The sequence below is a fragment of the Stutzerimonas stutzeri genome (assembly GCF_019090095.1).
Classification (GTDB): Bacteria; Pseudomonadota; Gammaproteobacteria; order Pseudomonadales; family Pseudomonadaceae; genus Stutzerimonas; species Stutzerimonas stutzeri_AN.
Genome location: NZ_JAGQFP010000001.1, coordinates 1,721,255 through 1,744,601 on the forward strand (window position 1 = coordinate 1,721,255; position 23,347 = coordinate 1,744,601).

Sequence of the window (23,347 nt, forward strand, 5' to 3'; positions counted from 1 at the left end):
GCGCAGCAATGGTCACGCCACCGCCATGGCATCGAAGACTTCAGGGGTGAGTGCCGACTCGCCCTTTTCGTCCAGCCGCTGGCGGCGGTTCGAGTCGCCTCCTTCGAGCATGTTCAGCAAGCGCACGCCGCGCTCGGTCAGCACGAAGTTTTCACCGTTGCCGCCCTCCTCCTCGGGCCGCGCGACCATGAAGCCTCCTTCGAACAGCAGGCTTTCGTAGTTCTGCGCTTCAGCTTTCAGCGAGTCCATATTGGGTAGCGGCTGGCCAGCCTCCTCCATCGCCAGGGCATGCTCATCGGCATACTGACGCGGCGTGAAGGGTTCGTTGCCGGCTTTCTGCGCTTCTCGGAGCAGGCGCAACATCAGGTCCCAGTCGTAGCTCATGTCCGTTCTCCTGTCGCACCGCCACAGAACGGCGGCTCTTGCTCATTCGGACCCCGCTGCCAGCGGCATGGTTCGATCCCCGGCCAACGGAAACGGCTGAACTAAAGCGCGCCGACGGCAATCAACCGATCAGATCGATGACCAAAGGAGCGCGCCATGAGACGCCTGATGCTTCCCTTCACCCTGGCCCTGCTGGCCAGCCAGCCGGTGTTCGCCGACCAATGCACGACCGACGAGATCGATCAGAAGGCCAAGGAGCTGGCCGACCGTGTCAGTGCACTGACCGAGAACAATCCCAAGCGGGCCGCGGAGATCAATGAGGAGTTGCGGGACATGGAGGTCAAGCAGACCGCCGAGCAGCTCGGCAATGAGTGCGAGGCCTACGACAAGCGCATCGAGCATGTCGAAAAGGCGGAGAAGGATGCCGATATCGCACCGGCTGAGAAGCGCTGAAGCCCATGAGCCGGGGTGGCAGGCCACCCCGGCTGCGTGAATCACGGCGCGGCGGGCTTCTTGCGGCGCAGCGGCGCCAATCCATCCTGACTCACCAAGGGTGCCGCAGGGGCGTCGCGCTTGGCGTTTTTCGGCCGCTTGGCCACCGGCTTCGCTGCCGGCTTGCCCTTCTTGTCCGCGGCCTTTTTCTTGTCCTCTTTTTTCTTCTTGGTGCCGGCTGCCTTGCCTGAGGCCTTGAGGTTCTTTGGCCCCATGTAGCTGCCCTTGAGCCCCTTGATCACCCGTCGCTCGAAGCGCTGCTTGAGGTAGCGCTCGATGCTCGACATCAGGTTCCAGTCGTTGTGGCAAATCAGCGAGATCGCCAGCCCTTCGGCACCGGCGCGTCCGGTGCGGCCGATACGGTGCACGTATTCATCGCCCGAACGCGGCATGTCGAAGTTGATCACCAGGTCCAGGCCTTCGATGTCCAGCCCGCGCGCGGCGACGTCGGTGGCCACCAGCACTTTGACGCCGCCCTCCTTGACCCGATCGATGGCCAGCTTGCGGTCCTTCTGGTCCTTGTCGCCGTGCAGCACGAAGGCCTTCACGCCCTCGGCGACCAAGCGCCCGTAGAGGCGATCGGCCTGAACGCGGGTATTGGTGAAGATCACCGCCTTCTTGTAGGTCTCGTTGGCCAGCAGCCAGTGCACGAGCTTTTCTTTGTGCTCGGTGTCCTCGGCCGTGATGATCTGCTGGCGTGTGCCCTCGTTCAGCTCGCTGACCCGGTTGAGCTGCAGGTGCAGCGGGTCGCGCAATACGGCAGCGGTCATTTCGCGCAGCGCAGCGCCACCGCTGGTGGCGGAGAACAGCAAGGTCTGCTGACGCTTGGCACACTCGCCGACCAGGCGCTGCACATCGTCGGCAAAGCCCATGTCGAGCATGCGATCGGCTTCGTCGAGGATCAGCAGTTCGACATCCTTGAGAATCAGGGAGCCGGCATTCAGGTGCTCGATCAGGCGCCCCGGCGTGCCGATGAGGATGTCCGGCACCTTGCGCAGGACAGCCGCCTGGACCTTGAAGTCCTCCCCGCCGGTGATCATCGCCGACTTGATGAAGGTGAACTGCGAAAAGCGCTCGACCTCCTTGAGCGTCTGCTGCGCCAGCTCGCGGGTGGGCAGCAGGATCAGCGCGCGCACATCGGTACGCACCACCGCATCGCCAATCAGCCGGTTGAGCATGGGCAGGACGAAGGCGGCGGTCTTGCCGCTTCCGGTCTGCGCCGTCACCCGCAGGTCACGCCCTTGCAGCGCGGGGGGAATGGCTGCCACCTGCACCGGGGTCGGCTCGACGAATTTGAGTTCGGCGACCGCCTTGAGCAGGCGTTCGTGAAGGGCGAATTGGTCAAACAAGGGGGACTACCTCAGGATCGAAAAAACGTCGCATAGATTAACCCGTCCGGCGCACTCAGCGGCGGCTTTGTGCAGCGCAACGACCGAACCGGACGCCGCGCGAGGGGCTGGCGCCACGAAACCGCACAGGACCGGTCAGGTCAGGTCAGGTCAGGTCAGGTCAGGGTCACTGCGGCTCGCAGGTCAGCTTGATGCGCAGGCGAATGACGTCGCGCTTGAACTTCGCCGTCATCGGCTTGCGCTCGCCTGCCTGCAACGTGATGTGGCGCGTGCGCGGTGATTCCGGACCGTTGCGAAACACGGCATTACACTCGACCGGGCGATTGCCGTAGTTCTGCAGCAGCAACCCGGCCATGTCACGGTCGATGGTTTCGGTGCTCGCCAACACCTCGGCGCCGTTGAGCGCTTGCTCCAGCTCCACGGGATAGCTGACGGCCATGGCGCCGAGTGGGAAGATGGCGAGCGCAACAACGCAAAGCTTATTCATATTCAAGCGGACTCCTCGTGAAGGCGAGTGCCAGCGTACCAGACCGACGCAACAGGAAAGCACTGGAATGAAAGTACCCCGCGTGACCCTCGATCAATGGCGGACCCTGCAAGCAGTCATCGACCATGGCGGCTTCGCTCAGGCTGCCGAGGTGTTGCATCGCTCGCAGTCTTCGGTCAGCTACACCGTGGCGCGCATGCAGGAGCAGTTGGGTGTGCCGCTGTTGCGTATCGATGGCCGCAAGGCGGTACTCACCGAAGCCGGCGAGGTGCTGCTACGGCGCTCGCGGCAACTGGTGCATCAGGCCGGCCAGCTGGAAGACCTCGCCCACAACATGGAACAGGGCTGGGAGGCCGAAGTGCGACTGGTGGTCGACGCCGCCTACCCTAACGCCAAGCTGATTCGCGCGCTGACGGCCTTCATGCCGCAGAGTCGCGGTTGCCGCGTGCGCTTGCGCGAGGAAGTGTTGTCCGGCGTCGAGGAGGTGCTCAAGGATGGCACTGCCGATCTGGCCATCAGCGGCCTGGACATCACCGGCTATCTCGGCCAGGAGTTGAGCAACGTGGAGTTCATCGCCGTGGCCCACCCCAACCATGCACTGCACCAACTGCAGCGCAAGCTCAGCGTGCAGGACCTGCAAAGCCAGATGCAGGTGGTCGTACGGGATTCAGGGGTGCGGCAACCGCGCGACAGCGGCTGGCTCGGTGCCGAACAGCGCTGGACGGTAGGCAGCCTCGCCACCTCGGTCGGCTTCGTCAGTAGCGGCCTGGGCTTTGCCTGGCTGCCCCGACACATGATCGCCCGCGAACTGGCCGAAGGCTCGCTCAAGCCGTTGCCCCTGATCCAGGGCAGCATTCGTCGTCCGCTGTTCTATCTCTATACCAACCCGGACCGTCCACTCGGCCCGGCCACGCAGATTCTCATCGACCTGATCAGGACGTACGATGCGCAGGCGCAGTCGCCTGTTCAGGCAGTGAACGCCAACCGCGAAGGCTGAGGTACTGCCGCCGCGTTTCGCATTGACCCGGCCTGCTTGTGCGGGCTGTCCCAGGCTTACCCAAACCAGGAATACACTATGAAACGACTCGTACTTGCCGCCTGTTCGCTCCTGTTGGCCGCCAATCTGCTCGCCGCAGAGAATCCCCACGTCCTGCTCAACACCAGCATGGGCGAAATCGAAATCGAACTGGAAGCCGAGAAGGCCCCGATCAGCACGAAGAATTTTCTCGAGTACGTCGAAAGCGGCTTTTACGACGGCACCGTTTTCCACCGAGTGATCCCAGGCTTCATGATCCAGGGCGGCGGCTTCAACGAAGGACTGAACCAGAAGAAGACTCGCGAGCCGATCAAGAACGAAGCCGACAATGGCCTGCACAATGTGCGCGGCACCCTGGCGATGGCCCGTACCCAGAACGTCGACTCGGCCACCAGCCAGTTTTTCATCAATCACCGTGACAATGACTTTCTCGACCACGGCAGCCGCGACTTCGGTTACGCGGTGTTCGGCAAGGTGGTGCGCGGCATGGATGTGGTCGACCAGATCGCCCAGGTGCCGACCGGCAACCGCAGCATGATGCAGAACGTGCCGCTGACGCCGGTGAAGATCGTGTCAGCGAAAAAACTCTGACCGGCCGACGGCGCCCACCGGCAGCGCCGGGCGCCGTTTCCGCGACAGGCCGGCGACCAGAGAGCCGCGCGGTCCTGTCGTACCGCCCTGACAGCGGAGCCCGTTCGCGCAACCAGAAACCGTGCAGCGCGGGATCGACAGCCAGTCAGGCCCAGCCCCTGACGCGGCTACTCGGCGGCACCGTCCCAGTAGCGCCGCCAGCGCGCTACCAACTCAGCGGGCGCCTGAACGTAGAGTTCGCCGCCGAGCTTCAGCGCTGCACTCTGCAGCTCGCTTCGGCGCTCGGCGATCAGGTTGCCGAGCCGCTCCTGCATCGCCTCGTCACCAAACAGCGCCGGCTGCTGCTGTAGCAACTGGCGCATCACGGCGAGATCGTGATCATCGCCAAGCAGATCAGCCAGCTTCTTCAGCGAATCGCTGCGCAGCTGCATGAGCATTGGCCAGCTCGGTGCCAGCAACCGTGTCTGGTACCAGTGATCCTTGACCCGCTTGCGCCACTGATGGAGCTGCTCGTCGCTCAGATCGAGCCTGACCCTGGCCTGCTCGGCGCAGCCGTCGGCATAGGTGCGCTCGATGCCAGCCGCCAGCAGATCGAAGCCCTTGGCCTGCAGTGGCCAGTCGTCGATACGGGTCTGCCCGTCATTCAGCTCGCCCATCACCTTGGCGAGGCGCGTATCGATCTCGGCGACGCCGCTTTCGGCATGCGTCGCCCTGGCCTGGAGCCGCTGCTTGGCCTGCCTGAACACCGGTTCGGCGAACGGCTCGGGAAAACGCGCCGCCAACGCGTCCCAGCTTTCCAGCATGGCGGTGGCGTCACGCGATTCGGCCAGCTCCCGGCCCAGGTCACGCAGCCAATGGTTCTCGCGCTGGAATTGCTTACCCAGGGGTTTACGCACCAGCCGCAGCAACGCGCGCAGCTCCTTGAAGCGCTTGCGCGCCTGATGCACGCCCTCGCCGCGCTCGGCTGGCGGCGCACTCAGGGCCTCGACAGCTTTCTCAATCGCCTGCCGGGCGACCTTGCGCACTTCGGCGGCGGGGTCTCGCGGACGCAGTTTGTAACCCATGAGGACTCCCGATCAGGCCCGCTGCCAGGCTTACCGCAGCAGGCATGACGGGCGAATCAACCGTAGCGCTTGCGCGCCTCGATGGCCAGGCCACTGCCGATGCTGCCGAAGCGATTGCCCTCGACGTGACGTGCCCTTGGCAGCAAGGCGGCTACGCTCTGACGCAACGCCGGAATGGCACTGGACCCGCCGGTGAAGAACACCGTGTCGATATCCGCATGCTTGAGCCCGGCGCTTGCCAGCAATTGACTGACATTGGCGCGGATTCGTTCGAGCAGCGGCTCGATCGCCGTTTCGAAACCGCCGCGGGTCAGTTCCACCTGCAGGCCCGCCTCGATCCGCGCGAAGTCGATGGGGTAACGCTGTTGCTCGGTCAGCTCGATCTTGCCCTGCTCCACCTGCATGGCCAGCCAATGCCCCGCCCGCTGCTCGATCAGGCTGAACAGCCGATCGATTCCGGTGGGGTCGACGATGTCGTAGCGCATGCTCTGCAGCGCGCGCAGCGAAGCCGGCGCATAGACCGCATTGATCGTGTGCCAGGTAGCCAGGTTGAGGTGCGTGCTGGTGGGCATCGGTGCGTCACTCTTCATCCGGCTGCCATAGCCGAACAGCGGCATCACCCCCTGCAGGCTGAGCGCCTTGTCGAAATCGGTACCGCCGATGTGCACGCCGGAGGTGGCCAGGATGTCGCTCTGACGGTCATCGATCTCGCGCCGCTCCGGCGCCAGGCGAACCAGGGAAAAGTCCGACGTACCGCCACCGATGTCGACGATCAGCACGCGCTCTTCGCGCTCGATCCGCGACTCGTAGTCGAAGGCCGCGGCGATCGGCTCGTACTGGAAGGAAACGTCCTTGAAGCCAATCTTCCGGGCGGCGGCAGCCAGGGTATCGGCGGCTTCCTGGTCGGCCCGTGGATCGTCATCGACGAAAAACACCGGGCGGCCCAGCACCACCTCGTCGAACGAGCGCCCGGCCTGCTCCTCGGCCCGCTGTTTGAGCGTGCCGAGGAACAGCGCGAGGATGTCCTTGAACGGCATGGCGCTGCCCAGCACCGTGGTTTCACTTTTCAGCAGCTTCGAGCCCAGCAGGCTCTTGAGCGAACGCATCAGACGCCCTTCGTAGCCTTCGAGGTATTCGGCCAGGGCCAGGCGGCCGTAGACCGGACGGCGTTCTTCGACGTTGAAGAAGACGACCGACGGCAAGGTGGGCTGCGCGTCTTCGAGCACCAGCAGCGGCTCGGTGCCGGGACGCCACCAGCCGACGGTGGAGTTGGAGGTGCCGAAGTCGATGCCACAGGCACGGGCGGGGGACGGGTTAGGCATAAGCGGTCCGGACTGCCAAAAAAACGGCCGCGCAGTGTATGCGAGCCTGCTCAGGATTGCAGGCCAATCGTCGGAGGAGCCTGCCGCCGACCGCCAGTGGCGGTCGGCGGCTCGGGTATCAGGCCAGCGCGGCCTCGGCTTCGCTGACCGAGAGGCTCATGCCGTCGGTCATGCGTTTGGCGTCGTGGCAGAAGGTGCGCGACGCCTGGAACAGAAACACCATGGTCAACAGCAGGGACGCCGGGATCAGGTACATCGCGCCGTGCAGCCCCTCGGCGCGGAACACTTCGCTCATTTCGCTGGCACCAGCGGCCAGCATCGCCGCGTTGGCGAAATGGTCCGACAGCAGCCCCACGACCACGGTGCCCATGCCACCGCCGAGCAGGTACAGGCCAGCGAAGAACAACGCCATGGCCGTGGCCCGCAGGCGCGGTTCGACCACGTCCTGAATCGCCGTGTAGACGCAGGTGTAGAAGTTGTAGGAAAACAGCCAGCCGATACTGAAGACCGCGACGAACACGCCGACCTCGATGCGTCCGGCAAGCAGCGCGTAGCCTGTCGCCAGCGTCGCGACGGCCATGCTCACCGCCGCGAAGATCAGTCGGCCCCGGGCGAAGCGCTGGTGGATCTTGTCGGCAACCCAACCGCCGAAGGTCAGGCCGATCAGACCGGTCAGGCCGACGATCACGCCCGTCGCGATGGACGCATCGACCAGCGGCACGGCGTGATAGCGCATCAACAGCGGCACCATGAACGCGTTGCAGGCGTAAGTGGCGAAGTTGAACGCCAGCCCCGCCAGCACCAGCCACCAGAAGGTGCGGATCGCCAGTACCTTGCGCACCGGTTGCTGCACCGGGTCCTGGGATACCTTGACCGTTTCGGCCGCGCCACGCTGCGGTTCGCGCACCAGGAAAATGAACAGCGCCAGCACCAGGCCCGGCACCGCAGCGATGAAGAAAGGTGCACGCCAGCTACCGAAGTACTGCACCATCGAGCCGATGGTGAAGAAGGCCAGCAGCAGCCCCAGCGGCAGGCCAAGCATGAAGATCCCCATTGCCCGTGCGCGCTTGCTGGCTGGGAACAGATCACCGATCAACGAGTTGGCGGCCGGCGCATAACTGGCTTCACCGATGCCGATGCCCATGCGCACCAGCAGAAAGCTCCAGAAATTCCAGGCGAAGCCGTTGACCGCCGTCAGGCCGCTCCAGACGGTCAGCCCCCAGCCCATGATCTTGCGGCGCGAGCCAATATCGGCCATGCGGCCCAGCGGCACGCCGGCGATCGCATAGACGATGGTGAAGGCGGTGCCGATCAGCCCCAGCTGGAAGTCGTTGAGACTCCACTCCAGCCGGATCGGCTCGGCGATGATGGCTGGTATGGTGCGGTCGAAGAAGTTGAACAGGTTGGCCAGAAACAGCAGAAACAGGACGCGCCAGGCGTTCGCGGCTTGGGTGGATGGCTGCATGACGTCGCTCTCGAGTTATTGTTATGCGCCGGCCGATTGCTGACCGACTCGCGAAACTGACTCTAGAGCGCTGCGCGGCGCCTGTCTGTGACCATCAACTTCGCTTATGCCAGCCGATGCGACGGCTCAGTGCCGTCGCCACTCCTCGAGCCAGGCGAGACCGGCGGTGGTGTCCGGACCTTCGGGCCGGTACTCGGCGGCCATCCAGCCGTTGTAGTGCACTGTGCGTAGCGCCTCGAGCAAGGGCTCGAAGGCCACCGCACCGGTACCTGGCGCGCCGCGGCCAGGACAGTCCGCGAATTGCACGTGACCGATTCGCTCGCCGAGCAGACGAATCCCCGCCACGATGTCCAGCTCCTGCCGAGCCATGTGATAAAGGTCCAGCTGCGCCTGGCAGTTGGGGTGATCGACGCGCTCGAGCAGCGCCTGCAGATGCTCGGGGGTATTGATCAGAAAGCCCGGCACGTCCAGTGGATTGATCGCCTCGCACAGCACCCGGATGCCGAGCAGTGCAAAGGCCTCGGCGCTCTTGCGCAAGTTGCCGGCCAAGGCGTCCAGCGCCTGCTCTCGGCTGACGCCTGCGGCCAGTCTGCCGGGCAGCACATTGACGCAGGCCGGGCGGGCCATCGCCGCATAGCTCAAGGCCTCCTGCAATGCCGCATCGAAGTCGGCCTGGCGCGACGGCACTGCCGCGAGCCCCGCGCCACCGGCCATGAAGTCACCCGCCGGCAGGTTGATCAACACCAGCGGCAACCCCGCGCGCTCGAGCAGCTCCTTCAGGCGAATCGCCGGCATTTCGTAGGGGAACTGGATCTCCACGCCATCGAAGCCAGCCACCCTTGCCGCCATGATGCGCTCGGCCAGTGGCAGCTCGGTGAACAACATGGACAGGTTGGCAGCAATCCTCATTGGCCTTGCTCCCGGTACAGCTCGATCAGCGTGGACGGATCGTGTTCCAGGTGGCCTTGGCTCCCGTGCAGGCGCATCAACTGCGCGGCGAGCCCGGCCATGGGCGTCGCGCTGCCTTCTTCACGGGATAACCGGACCGCCGTGTCGAGATCCTTGAGCAGGGTTCGCACGTACCATTTAACCGGTTCGAATTCGCTGCTGGCCATCTGCGGCGCGAGGATCTGCAGCGGTTTCGAATCGGCAAACCCGCCGGCCAGTGCCGGCGCCAGCAGGCGGGCATCGACGCCGGAGCGCTCGGCCAAGGCGACCACTTCGGCAATGACCAGCGCATTGCAGCCGACGATCATCTGGTTGCAGGCCTTGGTGACCTGTCCGGCGCCAATGCCGCCCATGTGGGTCAGCCGCTGCCCCAGGTGCGCCAGCACCGGACGCGCCCGCTCGACGTCCTCGGCGCGACCGCCGGCCATGATCGCCAGCGTGCCCGCTTCGGCGCCCGCGGTACCGCCGGATACCGGCGCATCGACCCAGTGCATGCCGCAGCGTGACTCGAGCTCGGCCGCCATGGCGCGCGTCGCGGCCGGTTCGAGGCTGGAGTGATCGACCAGCAACTGGCCCGGACGTGCGCCCTCGACGATGCCCCCTGCGCCGAATACCACCTCACGCACCACCGCGGTATCGGCCAGGCACAGCAGCACCAGGTCGGCAGCGGCGCAGAGCTCGGCCGGGCGATCCACCCGCCGTGCACCGGCGTCGACCAGGTCGGCGCATTTGTCAGGCGAGCGATTCCAGACGGTGAGCGGGAAGCCAGCGGCAAGCAGCCGGTGGCACATGGGATGGCCCATCAGGCCAATGCCGGCAAAGGCAACGGATGGCAACTCGGACATGTAGCGCTCCTCGGAAACGGGGGTCGGCGATTCTAGCGCCGCGACAACGCGCAGGTGCAAGCCGCCGTCAGCGCAACTCGCCCTTGTCCCAGAGCCGCACCAGTTCACCCGGCGCCTGCTCCTCAGGAATACGCATCACCATTTCATCGTCGCGTTCCTGCTCCCGGTAGCGCAGTTCGATCTGGTAATACCGACGATCACTCTGCCCGCCGACGTCCGATGCCAGCGGAAGGCAGCCCTCCAACAGCGAACACAGTTGCCCGCGCTGTTGCTCGTCGCAGCTGGCGAAATCGATCTCGCGTGGTCGGCTGAGCGCCTGGATCGTGGCGAAGCCGCCCTGCCGTGACAGACGGACGGACGCCTCCTTGCCCAACGGCGGTAGCTGTTTCATGACACCTCCTCAGCTCACTGAAACCCCAACGTCGGCCCAGGCTTGCTGCACGAACCGCGGCGCATCCGCGCTGCCGAAACGCGCCTCGGCATGCACCAGCGTGAGCCGGGCGAACGCGGCGAAGTCCGCATCATTGGCCAGGCGGCGATCACACAGCGTGTCGTACCAGATGCGTCCGACCGTTTCCCAGGCATAGCCTCCAATAGCCGTCGCCGCCAGGTAGAACGCCCGGTTGGGAATGCCCGAATTGAGGTGCACGCCGCCATTGTCGTCGCGCGTCTCGACATAGTCGCGCATGTGTCCGGGCTGTGGATCCTTGCCCAGCAAGGGATCGTCGTAGGCACTGCCCGGATTGGCCATCGAGCGCAGCGCTGCGCCTTGCACCTTGTCGGTCAGCAGCTCGGCACCGATCAACCAGTCGGCCTGATCCGCCGTCTGCCCAAGGCTGAACTGCTTGACCAGCACCCCGAACACATCGGAAATCGACTCGTTCAATGCACCCGACTGGTTGAAGTAAACCAGTCCGGCCTCGCTCTCGATCACCCCGTGGGCCAATTCGTGCGCCACGACATCCAGCGACGAGGTGAAGCGATTGAAGAGCTCACCATCGCCGTCGCCGAAGACCATCTGGGCACCGTTCCAGAAGGCGTTCTCATAGCCGACGCCGTAGTGCACCGTCCCGACCAATGGAAATCCGTGGTTATCGATGGAGTTGCGACCCAGCACCTGCCAGAAAAACCGGTGAGTCCGGCCAAGCGCCTCGTAGGCCTCATCGACCGCCGCATCGCCGATGGCGGGTTGGCCTTCGATCCGCGCCAACACCCCGGGCAGCACCATCTGTTGCTGAGCATCGTGAATGCTGCGCCGGGGCTCCCCTCGCCGAGCGGCCTCTGGCTGGACGCTGACCATGGGCTGGCGGTTGGGCGGGCCGGGATTCGGCAGCAGACTGCGCACATGGGCCAAGGTGCCCAGCGCGCGCTCGCGCTGGCCTTGCGAACCATGATCGATGATCCGGTCGAGGATATAGGGTGGGATGAATCCGTGATGCGCGGTTGGCTCGTGCATGGCCCCCTCCGAGAAACGATGCTGACGAAGCATCCATGCACGTCTGATTCGGACCTGGCCGAAGCGTTCTCGCCCAGTTGCTTATTATTGAAGATAGAGCAATGACCGAAGGAAGGGGTGCGCGCTACGGCGGGCAGCCGTCTCGGGCGGCGATGTCAGCTGACCGAGCCGTCGTTGGCCGCGGGCTCCTGACGAGTGGAGGGCTGGTCGCGCTGCAGGGCCTCGATGGCCTGGTCGAGCTGTTTGATGCACAGATCGATCGCCATCTGCCTCAGCGCGTCCGGCCATTCATGGTCGGCAGTCGGCTCGACCATATCGAGAAAGCCGGAGTAGCCGACCAACATGCCGTGTTTGACTTTCAAGGTCTCACCCGCAGAGACGATTGTCACAGGATCGCGCGAGGTGATCGTCGCTCCAGCGGCGAGCAACTCATCGATGTGTTTGCGAAGGGCATGCAGCCTGCGCTTGTCCTGCCTTGAGCTCATATCAATAAGCCACCATCGTCCATGAAGGCGGCGATTCTAATTAACCGAGACCCGAATCACAAAAATATGTGCGACCGCGCCCGATTTTTCCAGCCCGAGCGCGAGCATCCAACATCACTCATAACGTCGCGCACCCGCAGCGCCGCTGCCTTCCGATGACCTCGGCCCGAAGCAATTTGCCCTTACCGGCCTTCCAGCCTCTATAATCCGCGCGCTTTTTCCGCTATTGAACCGGAGAACCACAATGCTGAAGCGCACCCTGGCGGCCCTTGCCGGCCTTGCCGTATCCCTGTCTCTTGTCACTGCTCATGCCGCCGAAACGCTTCGGGTATCGGCTATCCCCGACGAAGCCCCCACCGAACTGATTCGCAAGTTCGAGCCGCTGGGCAAATACCTCGAGAAAGAACTGGGCATACCGGTGAAGTTCACCCCGGTTTCCGATTACGCCGCGGTGGTCGAGGCCCTCGCGTCCGACCGACTCGACCTGGCCTGGCTCGGCGGTTTCACCTTCGTCCAGACCCGTCTGAAGACAGGCGATGCGATTCCTCTGGTGCAGCGCGAGCAGGACGAACAGTTCACCAGCAAATTCATCACCGCCGATCCTAGTGTGAAGTCCTTGCAAGACCTCAAGGGCAAGACTTTCACCTTCGGCTCGGTGTCCTCGACGTCCGGCAGCCTGATGCCACGCTATTTCATGATCCGCGACGGCATCGACCCCGAGCATTTCTTCAAGCGCATCGCCTATTCCGGTGCGCATGACGCGACGGCCGCCTGGGTCGAAGCCGGCAAAGCCGATGGTGGCGTGCTCAACGCGTCGGTATGGGAAAAACTGGTCGCTGCGGGCAAAGTCGATACCGACAAGGTACGCGTGATCGCCACCACGCCGCCGTATTACGACTACAACTGGACGGTGCGCGGCAATCTCGACCCAGCTCTGGTGGCCAAGATCAAAGCGGCGTTCCTCGCGCTGGACCCGGCTAACCCGGAGCACAAGGAGATTCTCGACCTTCAGGCCGCCAGCCGCTTCATCGAGACACGCGCGGAAAACTACGAAGGCATCGAGCAAGCCGCACGCGCGGCCGGCCTGCTGAAGTAACGCAGCTGCCGTTGGTGTGCCCGGCCTGATCGCCGCCCACCCAGCCGCATGTCGGGCCATGCCCGGCATGCGTCGCGCCCCCGACGCAGATCCGGACCGTGGTCAGCCGCACCACGCCGAACGCCCCGTCACGATGAGTCCATCGATGAAGATGCCACCCGCACAAGACCCTGCCCCGGCCGCCCCCTGCCTGCGCCTGCACGGCCTGAGCCAGCGCCACGCCAATGGCACGCTCGCCTTGCAGGATGTCGCCTTGACCATCGCACAAGGCGAACGCGTGGCGATCATTGGTCCGTCCGGCGCAGGCAAGACCACCCTGCTGCGCCTATTGGCCAGCCATATTCAACCCAGCAGCGGGCACTTCGAGCTGCTGGGCTGCGCGCCCTGGTCAATGTCGGCCGGGGCGCGGCAGAAACTGCGCACGCGCATCGGCCTGATCCACCAGGCGCCACCTCTGCCGCCGCGGCAGCGTGTCATCACCGCCGTACTGGCCGGCCGACTGGGCCAATGGTCGCTGGCTCGCAGCCTGGCCAGCCTGGTTTACCCGCTTGATGCCCAGGGCGCGGCCGAGGCACTGAGTCGGCTGGACCTGGAGGACAAGCTCTACGTGCGCTGCGATGAGCTTTCCGGCGGCCAGCTGCAACGCGTCGGCATCGCCCGGGTGCTGTATCAACAGCCTGAGCTGGTGCTCGCCGACGAGCCCGTCTCGGCGATGGACCCAGTGCTCGCCGCGTATTCGCTGGGCGTGCTCAACCGCGACAGCGTGCAGCGCCAGGCAACGCTGCTGGCCAGCCTGCATGCCGTCGAGCTGGCGCTGGAGCACTTTCCCCGGGTCATCGGGGTACGGGCCGGGCGCGTCCTGTTCGACAAGGCCGCCGCACAGGTCACGCCCGCCGAGCTCGAGGCGCTCTATGCCAATGAACAACTGGACGGCGAACAAACCGTGCTACCGCTGCCCGACCTGCCGTTGCACCTGCCACGATGCTGACCTCGTCTCACGCCCGAACCGACCCTGCCGCCGGGCCTCGGTTGATGGTGACGCTGGTGGCGCTGGCGTTGCTCTGGCCAGGCCTGTCATTGAGCGAACTGGACCTGAGCGTGTTGGTCGACGGCAGCAACGCCGAGACCATGGGTGTGTTCCTTTCCAGCTTTTGGCCACCCGCACATGACGGGGCCTTCCTGCAGCTGCTGGGCCGCGCCACCCTGGAAACCCTGGCGATTGCTACCGCCGGCATGACATTGGCCCTGATGGTGGCGTTGCCCTGCGCCTTGCTGGCCACGCGTGCACTGTCTATTTCGGCGCTCAGCCGCGGCGGCAGACCGCAGGGTTGGACGGGTGCGCTGCGCTGGCCGGTACGCGGGCTACTGATCCTCCTGCGCAGTGTGCCGGAGATCGTCTGGGCTCTGCTGTTCGTACGTGCGGTGGGCCTCGGACCGACCGCTGGAGTAATGGCGATCGCGATTACTTACGCCGGTATGTTGGGCAAGGTCTACGCCGAAATCTTCGAGTCGGTCGACCCGCTGCCGACCCGTGCCCTGCTAGGGGCCGGCAGCTCCCGGCTGCAGGCGTTCGCCTATGGCGTGCTGCCCCAAGCCACCGGGGAAATGCTCTCCTATACCGTTTACCGCTGGGAATGCGCCGTACGCGCATCGGTGGTGATGGGCTTCGTCGGTGCGGGCGGACTGGGCCAGCAGATGGACCTGTCGATGCGCATGTTCGCCGGCGGCGAGGTGGCAAGCATGCTGCTGACCTTCCTGCTGCTGGTGCTATTGGCCGACCTCGTCAGCCAGCTGTTGCGCCGGAGATTCGCATGACCGTGCTGGCGCGCTACGCCTGGCCGATGCTGCTGATCGCCGCGGTGATCGGCTCGTTCGTCTTTTTGCAATTCGAGGCGGGCGCAATACTCAGTGCTGAAGGCCTGCAGCAGATGGCCGACTACGCCGTCGGCTTTCTCCACCCCGACCTGTCGCTGGATCACATGCGGGCGATCGGCTACGCCGCGCTGGAAACGCTGGCGATGTCAGCGGTGGGCACGCTCTTGGCCGCTCTGCTCGGGGCGCTGCTGGCGCTCCCGGCAGCAGGCCGCTTCGGCTTGCTCGGCAAAGGCGCTGCGCGGCTGCTGCTCAATGCCCTGCGTGCCGTACCGGAACTGGTCTGGGCCGCGCTGATGGTGCTCGCCGCCGGCCTTGGCCCGAATGCCGGCACCCTGGCGTTGGCGCTGCATACCGCCGGTGTACTGGGACGGTTGTTCGCCGAAGCGCTGGAGAACACGCCGAGTGCGCCTGCCGACGCGCTGCGCCTGGCCGGAAGTGGTCGCATCGCCGCCTTCTGCTACGGCACCCTGCCCGTTCTCTGGCCACAGTTGTTGGCCTATACCCTGTATCGCTGGGAAAACAACATCCGCATGGCCAGCGTGCTTGGCTTCGTCGGCGCGGGAGGGCTGGGTCAGAAGCTCTATATGAGCCTCAGCCTGTTCCAGGAGGCGCAGGCCTCGACGGTCATCCTCGCCATGCTCCTGATGGTCCTGGCGGTCGACGCACTGAGCGGCTGGGCACGCATGCGTTGGGTGCGCGGCTGACCCCCTGGGACTGAAAAGCCATTCCTCGTCGAGGAGATTCTGACCAACGCGTTCATCAGCGGCCGGTAAAGGTGCCGCTTTCCAGCCTGCCGAACGCGCCTTATCAGTGCAGCACCGGGCGCGCGCTCCGTTCCTGGACCAGTACCCAGGGAGCCACCACCACCGCCCAGAGTTGAGGATCGCGCGCCAGCCAATCCTGCGCTTGGTCGGCTTCTAGCTTTGCCATATGGCCTTTCGCCAGCCACTCGGCTACCTTCTCCCGGTCGTCTTGCGCGACGGCCTGAGCAGCTTCGATCAGATCGACATCGCCGGCTACACGCAGCAAGGCACCACGGGCAAAGAACGGCTGCAGCTCCTGCCAGGTGATCGATGCGGTTTCGCCCAGCAGCTTGGCATAGAGAGTGCTTGAATCTTCGCTCATGGGACCCACCCGTTCACCTAAAGGGCGCAATGATAGCGTTCGGGTAAATCTCATCAACCGGATGATTCCTGACTGTGCAAACAGGTGCTGACGCTTCTACACTGTGCCGGTACAGTTGCCGTACCGTTTGGGGACGTTTGCCCCGTAACGACACTGCAGCCAGCAGGATTCAAACAATAATGATGCAAGTGGAGCGCATATGAAGACCAAGCAACGTCTGTCCAAACTATTCCTGGCTATCGCTTTGACTGGAGCGGCGAGCTACACCCTCGCCGCCGATACAATCAAGATCGGTTTGGCCGGCCCGGTCACCGGGGCCGTTGCGCAGTACGGGGACATGCAATTCATCGGTGCCCAGATGGCCATCGAGCAGATCAACAAGAAAGGCGGCGTCGACGGACAGCAACTCGAAGGTGTCGTGTATGACGACGCATGCGACCCGAAGCAGGCGGTCGCGGTTGCCAACAAGATCGTCAACGATGGCATCAAGTTCGTGGTCGGCCATCTGTGCTCCAGCTCCACCCAGCCCGCCTCTGACATCTACGAAGACGAAGGCATCCTGATGATCACCGCGGCGTCCACCAGCCCGGAAATCACCTCGCGCGGATACAAGCTGATCTTCCGCACCATCGGCCTGGACAGCCTGCAGGGCCCGACGGCCGGTAACTTCATTGCCGACCACATCAAGCCGAAGAACGTTGCCGTCATCCACGACAAGCAGCAGTACGGTGAAGGCATCGCCACCGCCGTGAAGGACACCCTGGAGAAGAAAGGCGTCAAGGTCAGCCTGTTCGAAGGCATCAACGCCGGCGACAAGGACTTCTCCTCGATGATTTCCAAACTCAAGCAGGCCGATGTGGACTTCGTCTACTACGGCGGCTATCACCCGGAACTCGGCCTGCTGCTGCGCCAGACCAAGGAAAAGGGCCTGAACGTACGGTTCATGGGGCCTGAAGGCGTCGGCAACTCGGAAATTTCCGCCATTGCCGGTCCCGCTTCGGAAGGCATGCTGGTGACCCTGCCGAAGTCGTTCGACCAGGATCCGCGCAACCAGGAACTGGTCGACGCCTTCAAGGCGAAGAAGCAGGACCCGAGCGGCCCGTTCGTGTTCCCGGCCTACGCCGCCGTGCAAGTCATTGCCGAGGGCATCGAGAAAGCCGGCAGCACCGACCCCGAAGAAGTCGCCGAAGCGCTGCGCAGCAACACCTTCGACACCCCGACCGGCAGCCTTTCGTTCGACGAGAAGGGCGACCTGAAGGACTTCAACTTCGTGGTTTACGAATGGCATCAGGACGGCACCAAGACCGAAGCCAAGTGAGCCTTTAACCACCCAACCGAAGCCCACGGCATCCGCTGTGGGCTTTGTTTTAGCTGATCGGGGCTGACCCGGCCACAAGCAATGGGGCGACCCCAGCAACACCTTCAACCAAGCGAGTGGCCTGCACAGCTGGCCCGCCTCGAAACCGGCTACGTGCGTGATCCGCACCGAGCCCCCGGCGCTGCATTCCCCATGCAGCGTGTTCGAAGCAGGTCCGCCTTGGCGGTCGAGCAACCGTTGAAAACCTAGCCGAGGCAGACAAGACGAAGCGCAACGACCCCAGCGACAACAGCCGACGGTCGGCCCAACGGGTGAGCGCAGCGAATCAAAACAGCCGAAGACGCGCCGCTCGGTGTTCTCGAAGGAGCACTGACGGGCCCGCACCACGGCTGCCTTTGACCAACGTCGTCAACGCGGACGGTTTTCGATGGCCCTGCTAGCGCGGGCTGCGGGTGTTCAGGAGAATGCAATGCCTGAGCTCTACCACTACTTCCAGCAGCTGATCAACGGCCTGACCGTTGGCAGCACCTATGCCCTGATTGCCATCGGTTACACGATGGTCTACGGCATCATCGGCATGATCAACTTCGCCCATGGCGAGGTGTACATGATCGGCTCCTACGTCACCTTCATCGCCATCGTCGGACTGTCGATGATGGGGCTCGATTCGTTGCCGATCCTGATGATCGGAGCGTTCCTGGCCGCCATGATCGTCACCAGCGCCTATGGGTACAGCATCGAGCGGGTCGCCTACCGACCGCTGCGCGGCAGCAACCGGCTGATCCCGTTGATCTCCGCGATCGGCATGTCGATTTTCCTGCAGAACGTCGTGCTGCTATCCCAGGATTCCAAGGACAAGGCGATCCCCAACCTGATGCCGGGCAATTTCGTCCTTGGCGAGAGCGCCATGAATGGCGTGGTGATTTCCTACATGCAAGTGCTGGTCTTCGTGGTCACCTTCCTCGCCATGCTGGGCCTGACGGTGTTCATCTCTCGCTCGCGCCTGGGCCGTGCCTGCCGCGCCTGCGCTGAAGATCTGAAGATGGCCAACCTGCTGGGCATCAATACCAATAGCATCATCGCCCTGACCTTCGTCATCGGCGCGGCGCTGGCCGCCGTCGCAGCCGTGCTGATCAGCATGCAATACGGCGTGATCAACCCGCACATCGGCTTCCTGGCCGGCATCAAGGCCTTCACCGCGGCAGTGCTCGGCGGTATCGGCAGCATCCCGGGCGCCATGCTCGGCGGCCTGGTACTGGGCGTCGCCGAAGCCTTCGGTGCGGACATCTTCGGCGACCAATACAAGGACGTGGTGGCCTTCAGCCTGTTGGTGCTGGTGTTGTTGTTCCGTCCGACCGGCATCCTCGGCCGTCCGGAGGTTGAAAAGGTATGACGCGCAATCTTCGCACCGCCTTTTTCAGCGCCCTGCTGGTATTCGCCGTGGCGGTACCGGTTTTCGGCCTGAAGCTCACCACGGTGGGCATTCGCCTGGAAGTGCATGGCAGCGATGCCAGGACCTTCTGGATCATCGCCGCCTGCGCCGTGGCGATGTTCTTCTGGCAGCTGTTCCGCCATCACCTGGCCGCCGGCTGGGCCGCCAGCCCCAACCTGCCGACGGTACCCGCGGGTGCGGGTAACTTCTTCACCCTGCCGTCGACCCAACGCACCATCATCATCGGCCTGATTCTTGTGGCCCTGATCTGGCCGTTCTTCGGCTCCCGCGGCGCAGTGGATATCGCCACGCTGATCCTGATCTACGTGATGCTCGGGCTTGGCCTGAACATCGTGGTCGGTCTGGCAGGCCTGCTGGACCTGGGTTACGTGGGCTTCTACGCCGTCGGCGCCTACACCTACGCCCTGCTCTCGCACTACTACGGCTTCGGCTTCTGGTCGGCGTTGCCGATCGCCGGTGCGATGGCCGCACTGTTCGGCTTCCTGCTGGGCTTTCCGGTGCTGCGCTTGCGAGGCGACTACCTGGCGATCGTGACCCTGGGCTTCGGTGAGATCATCCGCCTGTTGCTGCGCAACATGACCGACCTCACCGGCGGCCCGAACGGCATCAGCGGCATCGACAAGCCGACCCTGTTCGGCCTGTCGTTCGACCGCCGCGCTAGCGAAGGCATGCAGACCTTTCACGAGTTCTTCGGCATCGACTACAGCTCCATCAACAAGGTGATCTTCCTTTACCTGATCGCCGTGTTGCTGGTGCTGCTGACGTTGTTTGTGATCAACCGCCTGCTGCGCATGCCCATCGGACGTGCCTGGGAAGCGCTGCGCGAAGACGAGATTGCCTGCCGCGCCCTGGGCATGAACCCCACGGTGATCAAGCTCTCGGCCTTTACCCTCGGCGCGACCTTCGCCGGGTTTGCAGGCAGCTTCTTCGCCGCGCGTCAGGGGCTGGTGTCTCCGGAGTCGTTCACCTTCATCGAATCGGCCATCATCCTCGCCATCGTGGTGCTGGGCGGTATGGGCTCGCAGCTGGGGGTGATTCTCGCCGCCATCGTGATGATCCTGCTGCCTGAACTGATGCGTGAGTTCAGCGAGTACCGCATGCTGATGTTCGGCGCCTTGATGGTGCTGATGATGATCTGGCGTCCGCAGGGCCTGCTGCCCATGCAACGTCCCCACCTGGAGCTGAAGCGATGAGCCGCCCGATTCTTGAAGTAAGCGGCCTGACCATGCGCTTCGGCGGCCTTCTGGCCGTGAACGGGGTGGGCCTGACCGTACATGACAAACAAGTGGTCTCCATGATCGGCCCCAACGGTGCCGGCAAGACCACCGTGTTCAACTGCCTGACCGGCTTCTACCAGCCCACCGACGGCAAGATCCTGCTCGACGGCGAAGCCATCCAGGGCCTGCCTGGCCACAAGATCGCCCGCAAAGGCGTGGTTCGCACGTTCCAGAACGTTCGCCTGTTCAAGGACATGACCGCGATCGAAAACTTGCTGGTCGCCCAGCATCGGCATCTGAACACCAACTTCCTGGCCGGCCTGCTGAAGACCAAGGCGTTTCGCAAGAGCGAGCACGAGGCGATGGACTTCGCCGCGCACTGGCTCGAGCAGGTCAACCTGACCGACATCGCCAACCGTCCGGCCGGCACGCTCGCCTATGGCCAGCAACGTCGCCTGGAAATTGCCCGCTGCATGATGACGCGCCCGCGCATCCTCATGCTCGACGAGCCAGCGGCTGGCCTGAACCCGAAGGAAACCGAGGACCTGAAAGCCCTGATCGGCATGCTGCGTGACAAGCATGGCGTCACGGTGCTGCTCATCGAGCACGACATGAAGCTGGTCATGAGCATTTCCGACCATATCGTCGTGATCAACCAGGGCTGTCCGCTGGCAGACGGCACGCCGGAGCAGATCCGCGACAATCCGGACGTGATCAAAGCCTATCTGGGAGAGGCGTAACCATGCTGTATTTCGAAAACGTCTCGACTTTCTACGGCAAGATCCAGGCGCTGCATAACGTCAACGTTGAAGTCCGCAAGGGCGAGATCGTCACCTTGATCGGCGCCAACGGTGCCGGCAAGTCGACCCTGCTGATGACGCTGTGCGGCACGCCCATGGCCTCCGAAGGCAGCATTCGCTTCGACGGCGAGGAGCTGGTCGGCAAGCAGACTTGCGACATCATGCGCAAGGACATTGCCGTGGTGCCCGAGGGCCGGCGCATCTTTGCCCGCCTGACGGTGGAGGAAAACCTCGCGATGGGTGGTTTCTTCACCAACAAGGCGGACTTCCAGGAGCAGTTGGACAAGGTGCTGCTGTTGTTTCCGCGCCTGAAGGAACGCTTCCAACAACGGGGCGGCACCATGTCCGGTGGCGAGCAGCAGATGCTCGCGATTGCCCGTGCGCTGATGAGCAAGCCCAAGCTGCTGTTGCTCGATGAGCCGTCGCTGGGTCTGGCGCCGATCATCATTCAGCAGATTTTCGACATCATCGAGCAGCTTCGCGAGGATGGTGTGACCATCTTTCTGGTCGAGCAGAACGCCAACCAGGCGCTGAAGCTGGCCGATCGTGCCTATGTGTTGGAAAACGGCCACATCGTCATGCAGGGCAGCGGTGAGGAACTGCTGGTCAACCCCAAGGTTCGCGACGCCTACCTCGGGGGATAAAGCAACATAAACGCTGGTCGGCTGGAGGCGGAACGAGAACGGCAGTACGTTCCGCCTTCAGGCATTTCTGGCGCGATTGTCGCCTTGTTTGATGGGTTGCACCCATCCTACGGGTCCATCGAAGCAGGATGGGTCGGGCCGCGCAGGTGAAACCCATCGCCTTTCCCCAAACCAATGCAGATAGTGACAATCCGCCCGCGAGCCATTATGGTGCTCCATGCGCCCCGACTGGGCGTCCACGACTGGGCGTCCCCAACTAGGCGTCCCCGACTAGCGTCCCCCTGGATCAGCAGACAGGGCATAACTGAGCTGGCTCATTTCTGAACTCAACTCAGGAGAAGCCGGCCATGACTGCCAGCCGTATCTGGATCAAGAACCCCCTCGCCCTCTACACCGCCAACGATCAAAAAGCCCCTGGCGGGCTGGTGATCGACCAAGGCGTGATCGTCGAAATGCTCGACGCCGGGCAATCACCGTCAAGACCTGTCGACAGCACGTTCGACGCTCGGGAGCACGTTGTGCTGCCGGGCCTGATCAATACCCATCACCACTTCTACCAGACGCTCACGCGTGCCTGGGCGCCCGTGGTGAGCCAACCACTTTTCCCCTGGTTGAAGACCCTCTACCCGGTCTGGGCACGCCTGACGCCGGAGCGCCTGGCGCTGGCCAGCAAGGTCGCGCTGGCCGAATTGCTGCTGTCCGGCTGCACCACCGCGGCAGACCATCACTACCTGTTCCCGGACGGTCTGGAAAACGCCATTGATGTACAGATCGACGTGGTCCGCGAACTGGGCATGCGCGCCATGCTGACCCGCGGTTCCATGAGTCTGGGCGAAGCCGATGGTGGTCTGCCACCGCAACACACCGTGCAGACCGCCGAGGCGATTCTCGACGACAGCGAGCGGCTGATCGGCCGCTATCACGAGCGCGGCGCCGGTGCGCAGATTCAGATCGGCCTGGCGCCCTGCTCGCCGTTCTCGGTCACCCCGGAAATCATGCGCGCCAGCGCTGCACTGGCCGAGCACCACGATGTACGTCTGCATACCCACCTGGCCGAGACGCTCGACGAGGAGGCGTTCTGCATACAGCGCTTCGGCCTGCGCACCGTGGATTACCTGGACAGCGTCGGCTGGCTGTCCGAACGCACCTGGTTGGCGCATGGCATTCACTTCAACGAAGACGAGATAGCACGTCTCGGCGCTGCGGGTACGGGGATCTGTCATTGTCCGAGCTCGAACATGCGCCTGGCCTCGGGCATCTGCCCGACCGTCGACCTGGAAGCGGCGGGAGCGCCCATCGGACTCGGCGTGGATGGTTCGGCCTCCAACGATGCGTCCAACATGATCCTCGAAACCAGGCAGGCCCTGTATATCCAGCGCCTGCGTTACGGCGCCGAGCAGATCACGCCGGAGCGGGTGCTGGGCTGGGCCACGCGCGGTTCGGCGCGGCTGCTGGGCCGTGACGACGTAGGGGAACTGGCCGTCGGCAAACAGGCCGATCTGGCCCTGTTCAAGCTCGACGAACTGCGTTTCTCCGGCAGTCACGATCCGATCGCCGCGCTGCTGCTATGCGGCGCCGATCGGGCCGATCGAGTGATGGTTGGCGGCCAGTGGCGGGTCGTCGACGGGCAGATTGAGGGGCTGGATGTGGCAGGACTGATTGCCAGCCACAGCCAGGCTGCCCGGGCACTGCTGGCGGGCTGACCATCGTGCATCGCTTGGCCTGAGCGATGCTGCGCAACGGAAAAACTGCCTCGCGTCCGCGATTGCTGGCGGCGCGAGCGCAGTCCCACCCGACCGTGCCCGCGTGAGGCCATCCAGCCGTCTGCAATCTCGGCTCAACTGGGCCACACTCACACACATGAACGACAGGCCTGAGCGGCACGTTGGTTGCTG

The 23,347-nt window shown here is 64.0% G+C and carries 25 protein-coding genes; 13 read left to right on the forward strand and 12 right to left on the reverse strand.

Annotated features, from left to right (window positions below; translation table 11 throughout):
- Nucleotides 1-12: 12 nt before the first annotated feature.
- Nucleotides 13-384 carry a transcriptional regulator gene (locus tag KVO92_RS07465; RefSeq protein ID WP_217474965.1) on the reverse strand — a complete coding sequence of 124 codons (372 nt, stop codon included), beginning with the start codon at nucleotides 382-384 and terminating at the stop codon, nucleotides 13-15.
- Nucleotides 385-540: 156 nt separating this feature from the next.
- Here KVO92_RS07465 and KVO92_RS07470 point away from each other — a divergent pair, with 156 nt between their 5' ends.
- Nucleotides 541-837 carry a hypothetical protein gene (locus KVO92_RS07470; RefSeq protein WP_217474966.1) on the forward strand — a complete coding sequence of 99 codons (297 nt, stop codon included), beginning with the start codon at nucleotides 541-543 and terminating at the stop codon, nucleotides 835-837.
- A gap of 41 nt (nucleotides 838-878) precedes the next feature.
- On the opposite strand, the gene KVO92_RS07475 is transcribed toward KVO92_RS07470, so the two are convergent.
- Both KVO92_RS07475 and KVO92_RS07480 read right to left on the reverse strand, forming a co-directional pair.
- On the reverse strand, nucleotides 879-2,225 hold the full coding sequence (locus tag KVO92_RS07475; protein WP_217474967.1) for a DEAD/DEAH box helicase: 1,347 nt from the start codon (nucleotides 2,223-2,225) through the stop codon (nucleotides 879-881).
- 166 nt (nucleotides 2,226-2,391) lie between these two features.
- Nucleotides 2,392-2,712: a 3-phosphoglycerate kinase gene (locus tag KVO92_RS07480; RefSeq protein ID WP_217474968.1), complete on the reverse strand. Its 321-nt coding sequence runs from the start codon at nucleotides 2,710-2,712 to the stop codon at nucleotides 2,392-2,394.
- 67 nt (nucleotides 2,713-2,779) lie between these two features.
- Here KVO92_RS07480 and KVO92_RS07485 point away from each other — a divergent pair, with 67 nt between their 5' ends.
- Nucleotides 2,780-3,709, forward strand: coding sequence for a LysR family transcriptional regulator (locus tag KVO92_RS07485; protein ID WP_217474969.1), 930 nt, complete (start codon nucleotides 2,780-2,782; stop codon nucleotides 3,707-3,709).
- A 78-nt stretch (nucleotides 3,710-3,787) separates the two neighbouring features.
- Nucleotides 3,788-4,339, forward strand: coding sequence for a peptidylprolyl isomerase (locus KVO92_RS07490; RefSeq protein ID WP_217474970.1), 552 nt, complete (start codon nucleotides 3,788-3,790; stop codon nucleotides 4,337-4,339).
- 167 nt (nucleotides 4,340-4,506) lie between these two features.
- Here KVO92_RS07490 and KVO92_RS07495 read toward each other — a convergent pair whose 3' ends face one another.
- The 8 genes from KVO92_RS07495 to KVO92_RS22835 all read right to left on the reverse strand — a co-directional run bounded on the left by KVO92_RS07495 (nucleotide 4,507) and on the right by KVO92_RS22835 (nucleotide 11,801).
- A complete protein-coding gene (locus tag KVO92_RS07495; protein WP_217474971.1) occupies nucleotides 4,507-5,403 on the reverse strand; it encodes a CHAD domain-containing protein in 897 nt (298 codons plus the stop codon).
- 56 nt (nucleotides 5,404-5,459) lie between these two features.
- Entirely contained in the window at nucleotides 5,460-6,725 is a 1,266-nt protein-coding gene (locus KVO92_RS07500; RefSeq protein WP_217474972.1) for an Hsp70 family protein, read from the reverse strand.
- Between the two features lie 118 nt (nucleotides 6,726-6,843).
- The gene (locus KVO92_RS07505; protein WP_217474973.1) at nucleotides 6,844-8,190 is read right to left on the reverse strand and encodes a spinster family MFS transporter; all 1,347 of its coding nucleotides are present in this window, start codon (nucleotides 8,188-8,190) and stop codon (nucleotides 6,844-6,846) included.
- 126 nt (nucleotides 8,191-8,316) lie between these two features.
- On the reverse strand, nucleotides 8,317-9,099 hold the full coding sequence (locus tag KVO92_RS07510) for a hydroxypyruvate isomerase family protein (RefSeq protein WP_217474974.1): 783 nt from the start codon (nucleotides 9,097-9,099) through the stop codon (nucleotides 8,317-8,319).
- Nucleotides 9,096-9,983, reverse strand: a complete 888-nt coding sequence (locus KVO92_RS07515) for an NAD(P)-dependent oxidoreductase (protein WP_217474975.1) — start codon at nucleotides 9,981-9,983, stop codon at nucleotides 9,096-9,098. Before KVO92_RS07515 ends, KVO92_RS07510 begins: the two co-directional genes overlap by 4 nt.
- 67 nt (nucleotides 9,984-10,050) lie before the next feature.
- Nucleotides 10,051-10,374, reverse strand: coding sequence for a protealysin inhibitor emfourin (locus tag KVO92_RS07520; protein WP_217474976.1), 324 nt, complete (start codon nucleotides 10,372-10,374; stop codon nucleotides 10,051-10,053).
- Between the two features lie 9 nt (nucleotides 10,375-10,383).
- A complete protein-coding gene (locus KVO92_RS07525; RefSeq protein WP_217474977.1) occupies nucleotides 10,384-11,439 on the reverse strand; it encodes a M4 family metallopeptidase in 1,056 nt (351 codons plus the stop codon).
- Nucleotides 11,440-11,594: 155 nt separating this feature from the next.
- Nucleotides 11,595-11,801 (reverse strand): hypothetical protein, encoded by a 207-nt coding sequence (locus KVO92_RS22835; protein ID WP_336512612.1) that lies wholly within the window; start codon nucleotides 11,799-11,801, stop codon nucleotides 11,595-11,597.
- Nucleotides 11,802-12,168: 367 nt separating this feature from the next.
- Here KVO92_RS22835 and KVO92_RS07535 point away from each other — a divergent pair, with 367 nt between their 5' ends.
- The 4 genes from KVO92_RS07535 to phnE all read left to right on the forward strand — a co-directional run bounded on the left by KVO92_RS07535 (nucleotide 12,169) and on the right by phnE (nucleotide 15,599).
- Nucleotides 12,169-13,020: a putative selenate ABC transporter substrate-binding protein gene (locus KVO92_RS07535; RefSeq protein ID WP_217474979.1), complete on the forward strand. Its 852-nt coding sequence runs from the start codon at nucleotides 12,169-12,171 to the stop codon at nucleotides 13,018-13,020.
- 145 nt (nucleotides 13,021-13,165) lie between these two features.
- Nucleotides 13,166-14,008 carry a phosphonate ABC transporter ATP-binding protein gene (locus KVO92_RS07540; protein WP_254621308.1) on the forward strand — a complete coding sequence of 281 codons (843 nt, stop codon included), beginning with the start codon at nucleotides 13,166-13,168 and terminating at the stop codon, nucleotides 14,006-14,008.
- Nucleotides 14,002-14,835, forward strand: a complete 834-nt coding sequence (locus KVO92_RS07545) for a PhnE/PtxC family ABC transporter permease (RefSeq protein ID WP_217474980.1) — start codon at nucleotides 14,002-14,004, stop codon at nucleotides 14,833-14,835. Before KVO92_RS07540 ends, KVO92_RS07545 begins: the two co-directional genes overlap by 7 nt.
- On the forward strand, nucleotides 14,832-15,599 hold the full coding sequence (gene phnE / locus KVO92_RS07550) for a phosphonate ABC transporter, permease protein PhnE (RefSeq protein ID WP_217474981.1): 768 nt from the start codon (nucleotides 14,832-14,834) through the stop codon (nucleotides 15,597-15,599). Before KVO92_RS07545 ends, phnE begins: the two co-directional genes overlap by 4 nt.
- A gap of 103 nt (nucleotides 15,600-15,702) precedes the next feature.
- Here the strand turns inward: phnE and KVO92_RS07555 are convergent, their stop codons facing one another.
- The gene (locus KVO92_RS07555) at nucleotides 15,703-16,020 is read right to left on the reverse strand and encodes a DUF2288 domain-containing protein (RefSeq protein WP_217474982.1); all 318 of its coding nucleotides are present in this window, start codon (nucleotides 16,018-16,020) and stop codon (nucleotides 15,703-15,705) included.
- A 199-nt stretch (nucleotides 16,021-16,219) separates the two neighbouring features.
- On the opposite strand from KVO92_RS07555, the gene KVO92_RS07560 reads away from it, so the two are divergent.
- The 6 genes from KVO92_RS07560 (at nucleotide 16,220) to KVO92_RS07585 (ending at nucleotide 23,155) form a co-directional block, all read left to right on the forward strand.
- Complete coding sequence (locus tag KVO92_RS07560; RefSeq protein WP_217474983.1) at nucleotides 16,220-17,338, forward strand: branched-chain amino acid ABC transporter substrate-binding protein; 1,119 nt, start codon at nucleotides 16,220-16,222, stop codon at nucleotides 17,336-17,338.
- A 469-nt stretch (nucleotides 17,339-17,807) separates the two neighbouring features.
- Complete coding sequence (livH, locus tag KVO92_RS07565) at nucleotides 17,808-18,731, forward strand: high-affinity branched-chain amino acid ABC transporter permease LivH (protein WP_217474984.1); 924 nt, start codon at nucleotides 17,808-17,810, stop codon at nucleotides 18,729-18,731.
- A complete protein-coding gene (locus tag KVO92_RS07570; protein ID WP_217474985.1) occupies nucleotides 18,728-19,984 on the forward strand; it encodes a high-affinity branched-chain amino acid ABC transporter permease LivM in 1,257 nt (418 codons plus the stop codon). The genes livH and KVO92_RS07570 overlap by 4 nt, the downstream gene beginning before the upstream one ends.
- Complete coding sequence (livG, locus tag KVO92_RS07575; protein ID WP_217474986.1) at nucleotides 19,981-20,748, forward strand: high-affinity branched-chain amino acid ABC transporter ATP-binding protein LivG; 768 nt, start codon at nucleotides 19,981-19,983, stop codon at nucleotides 20,746-20,748. Before KVO92_RS07570 ends, livG begins: the two co-directional genes overlap by 4 nt.
- Nucleotides 20,749-20,750: 2 nt before the next feature.
- The gene (locus KVO92_RS07580; protein WP_217474987.1) at nucleotides 20,751-21,452 is read left to right on the forward strand and encodes an ABC transporter ATP-binding protein; all 702 of its coding nucleotides are present in this window, start codon (nucleotides 20,751-20,753) and stop codon (nucleotides 21,450-21,452) included.
- 347 nt (nucleotides 21,453-21,799) lie between these two features.
- The gene (locus tag KVO92_RS07585) at nucleotides 21,800-23,155 is read left to right on the forward strand and encodes an 8-oxoguanine deaminase (protein ID WP_217474988.1); all 1,356 of its coding nucleotides are present in this window, start codon (nucleotides 21,800-21,802) and stop codon (nucleotides 23,153-23,155) included.
- Nucleotides 23,156-23,347 lie beyond the last annotated feature (192 nt).

Coding starts and splice junctions, on each gene's coding strand:
- KVO92_RS07465 (WP_217474965.1), bottom strand. CDS start 384: ATGAGCTACGACTGGGACCTGATGTTGCGCCTGCTCCGAGAAGCGCAG.
- KVO92_RS07470 (WP_217474966.1), top strand. CDS start 541: ATGAGACGCCTGATGCTTCCCTTCACCCTGGCCCTGCTGGCCAGCCAG.
- KVO92_RS07480 (WP_217474968.1), bottom strand. CDS start 2,712: ATGAATAAGCTTTGCGTTGTTGCGCTCGCCATCTTCCCACTCGGCGCC.
- KVO92_RS07485 (WP_217474969.1), top strand. CDS start 2,780: ATGAAAGTACCCCGCGTGACCCTCGATCAATGGCGGACCCTGCAAGCA.
- KVO92_RS07490 (WP_217474970.1), top strand. CDS start 3,788: ATGAAACGACTCGTACTTGCCGCCTGTTCGCTCCTGTTGGCCGCCAAT.
- KVO92_RS07495 (WP_217474971.1), bottom strand. CDS start 5,403: ATGGGTTACAAACTGCGTCCGCGAGACCCCGCCGCCGAAGTGCGCAAG.
- KVO92_RS07500 (WP_217474972.1), bottom strand. CDS start 6,725: ATGCCTAACCCGTCCCCCGCCCGTGCCTGTGGCATCGACTTCGGCACC.
- KVO92_RS07505 (WP_217474973.1), bottom strand. CDS start 8,190: ATGCAGCCATCCACCCAAGCCGCGAACGCCTGGCGCGTCCTGTTTCTG.
- KVO92_RS07510 (WP_217474974.1), bottom strand. CDS start 9,099: ATGAGGATTGCTGCCAACCTGTCCATGTTGTTCACCGAGCTGCCACTG.
- KVO92_RS07515 (WP_217474975.1), bottom strand. CDS start 9,983: ATGTCCGAGTTGCCATCCGTTGCCTTTGCCGGCATTGGCCTGATGGGC.
- KVO92_RS07520 (WP_217474976.1), bottom strand. CDS start 10,374: ATGAAACAGCTACCGCCGTTGGGCAAGGAGGCGTCCGTCCGTCTGTCA.
- KVO92_RS07525 (WP_217474977.1), bottom strand. CDS start 11,439: ATGCACGAGCCAACCGCGCATCACGGATTCATCCCACCCTATATCCTC.
- KVO92_RS07535 (WP_217474979.1), top strand. CDS start 12,169: ATGCTGAAGCGCACCCTGGCGGCCCTTGCCGGCCTTGCCGTATCCCTG.
- KVO92_RS07540 (WP_254621308.1), top strand. CDS start 13,166: ATGAAGATGCCACCCGCACAAGACCCTGCCCCGGCCGCCCCCTGCCTG.
- KVO92_RS07545 (WP_217474980.1), top strand. CDS start 14,002: ATGCTGACCTCGTCTCACGCCCGAACCGACCCTGCCGCCGGGCCTCGG.
- phnE (WP_217474981.1), top strand. CDS start 14,832: ATGACCGTGCTGGCGCGCTACGCCTGGCCGATGCTGCTGATCGCCGCG.
- KVO92_RS07555 (WP_217474982.1), bottom strand. CDS start 16,020: ATGAGCGAAGATTCAAGCACTCTCTATGCCAAGCTGCTGGGCGAAACC.
- KVO92_RS07560 (WP_217474983.1), top strand. CDS start 16,220: ATGAAGACCAAGCAACGTCTGTCCAAACTATTCCTGGCTATCGCTTTG.
- livH (WP_217474984.1), top strand. CDS start 17,808: ATGCCTGAGCTCTACCACTACTTCCAGCAGCTGATCAACGGCCTGACC.
- KVO92_RS07570 (WP_217474985.1), top strand. CDS start 18,728: ATGACGCGCAATCTTCGCACCGCCTTTTTCAGCGCCCTGCTGGTATTC.
- livG (WP_217474986.1), top strand. CDS start 19,981: ATGAGCCGCCCGATTCTTGAAGTAAGCGGCCTGACCATGCGCTTCGGC.
- KVO92_RS07580 (WP_217474987.1), top strand. CDS start 20,751: ATGCTGTATTTCGAAAACGTCTCGACTTTCTACGGCAAGATCCAGGCG.
- KVO92_RS07585 (WP_217474988.1), top strand. CDS start 21,800: ATGACTGCCAGCCGTATCTGGATCAAGAACCCCCTCGCCCTCTACACC.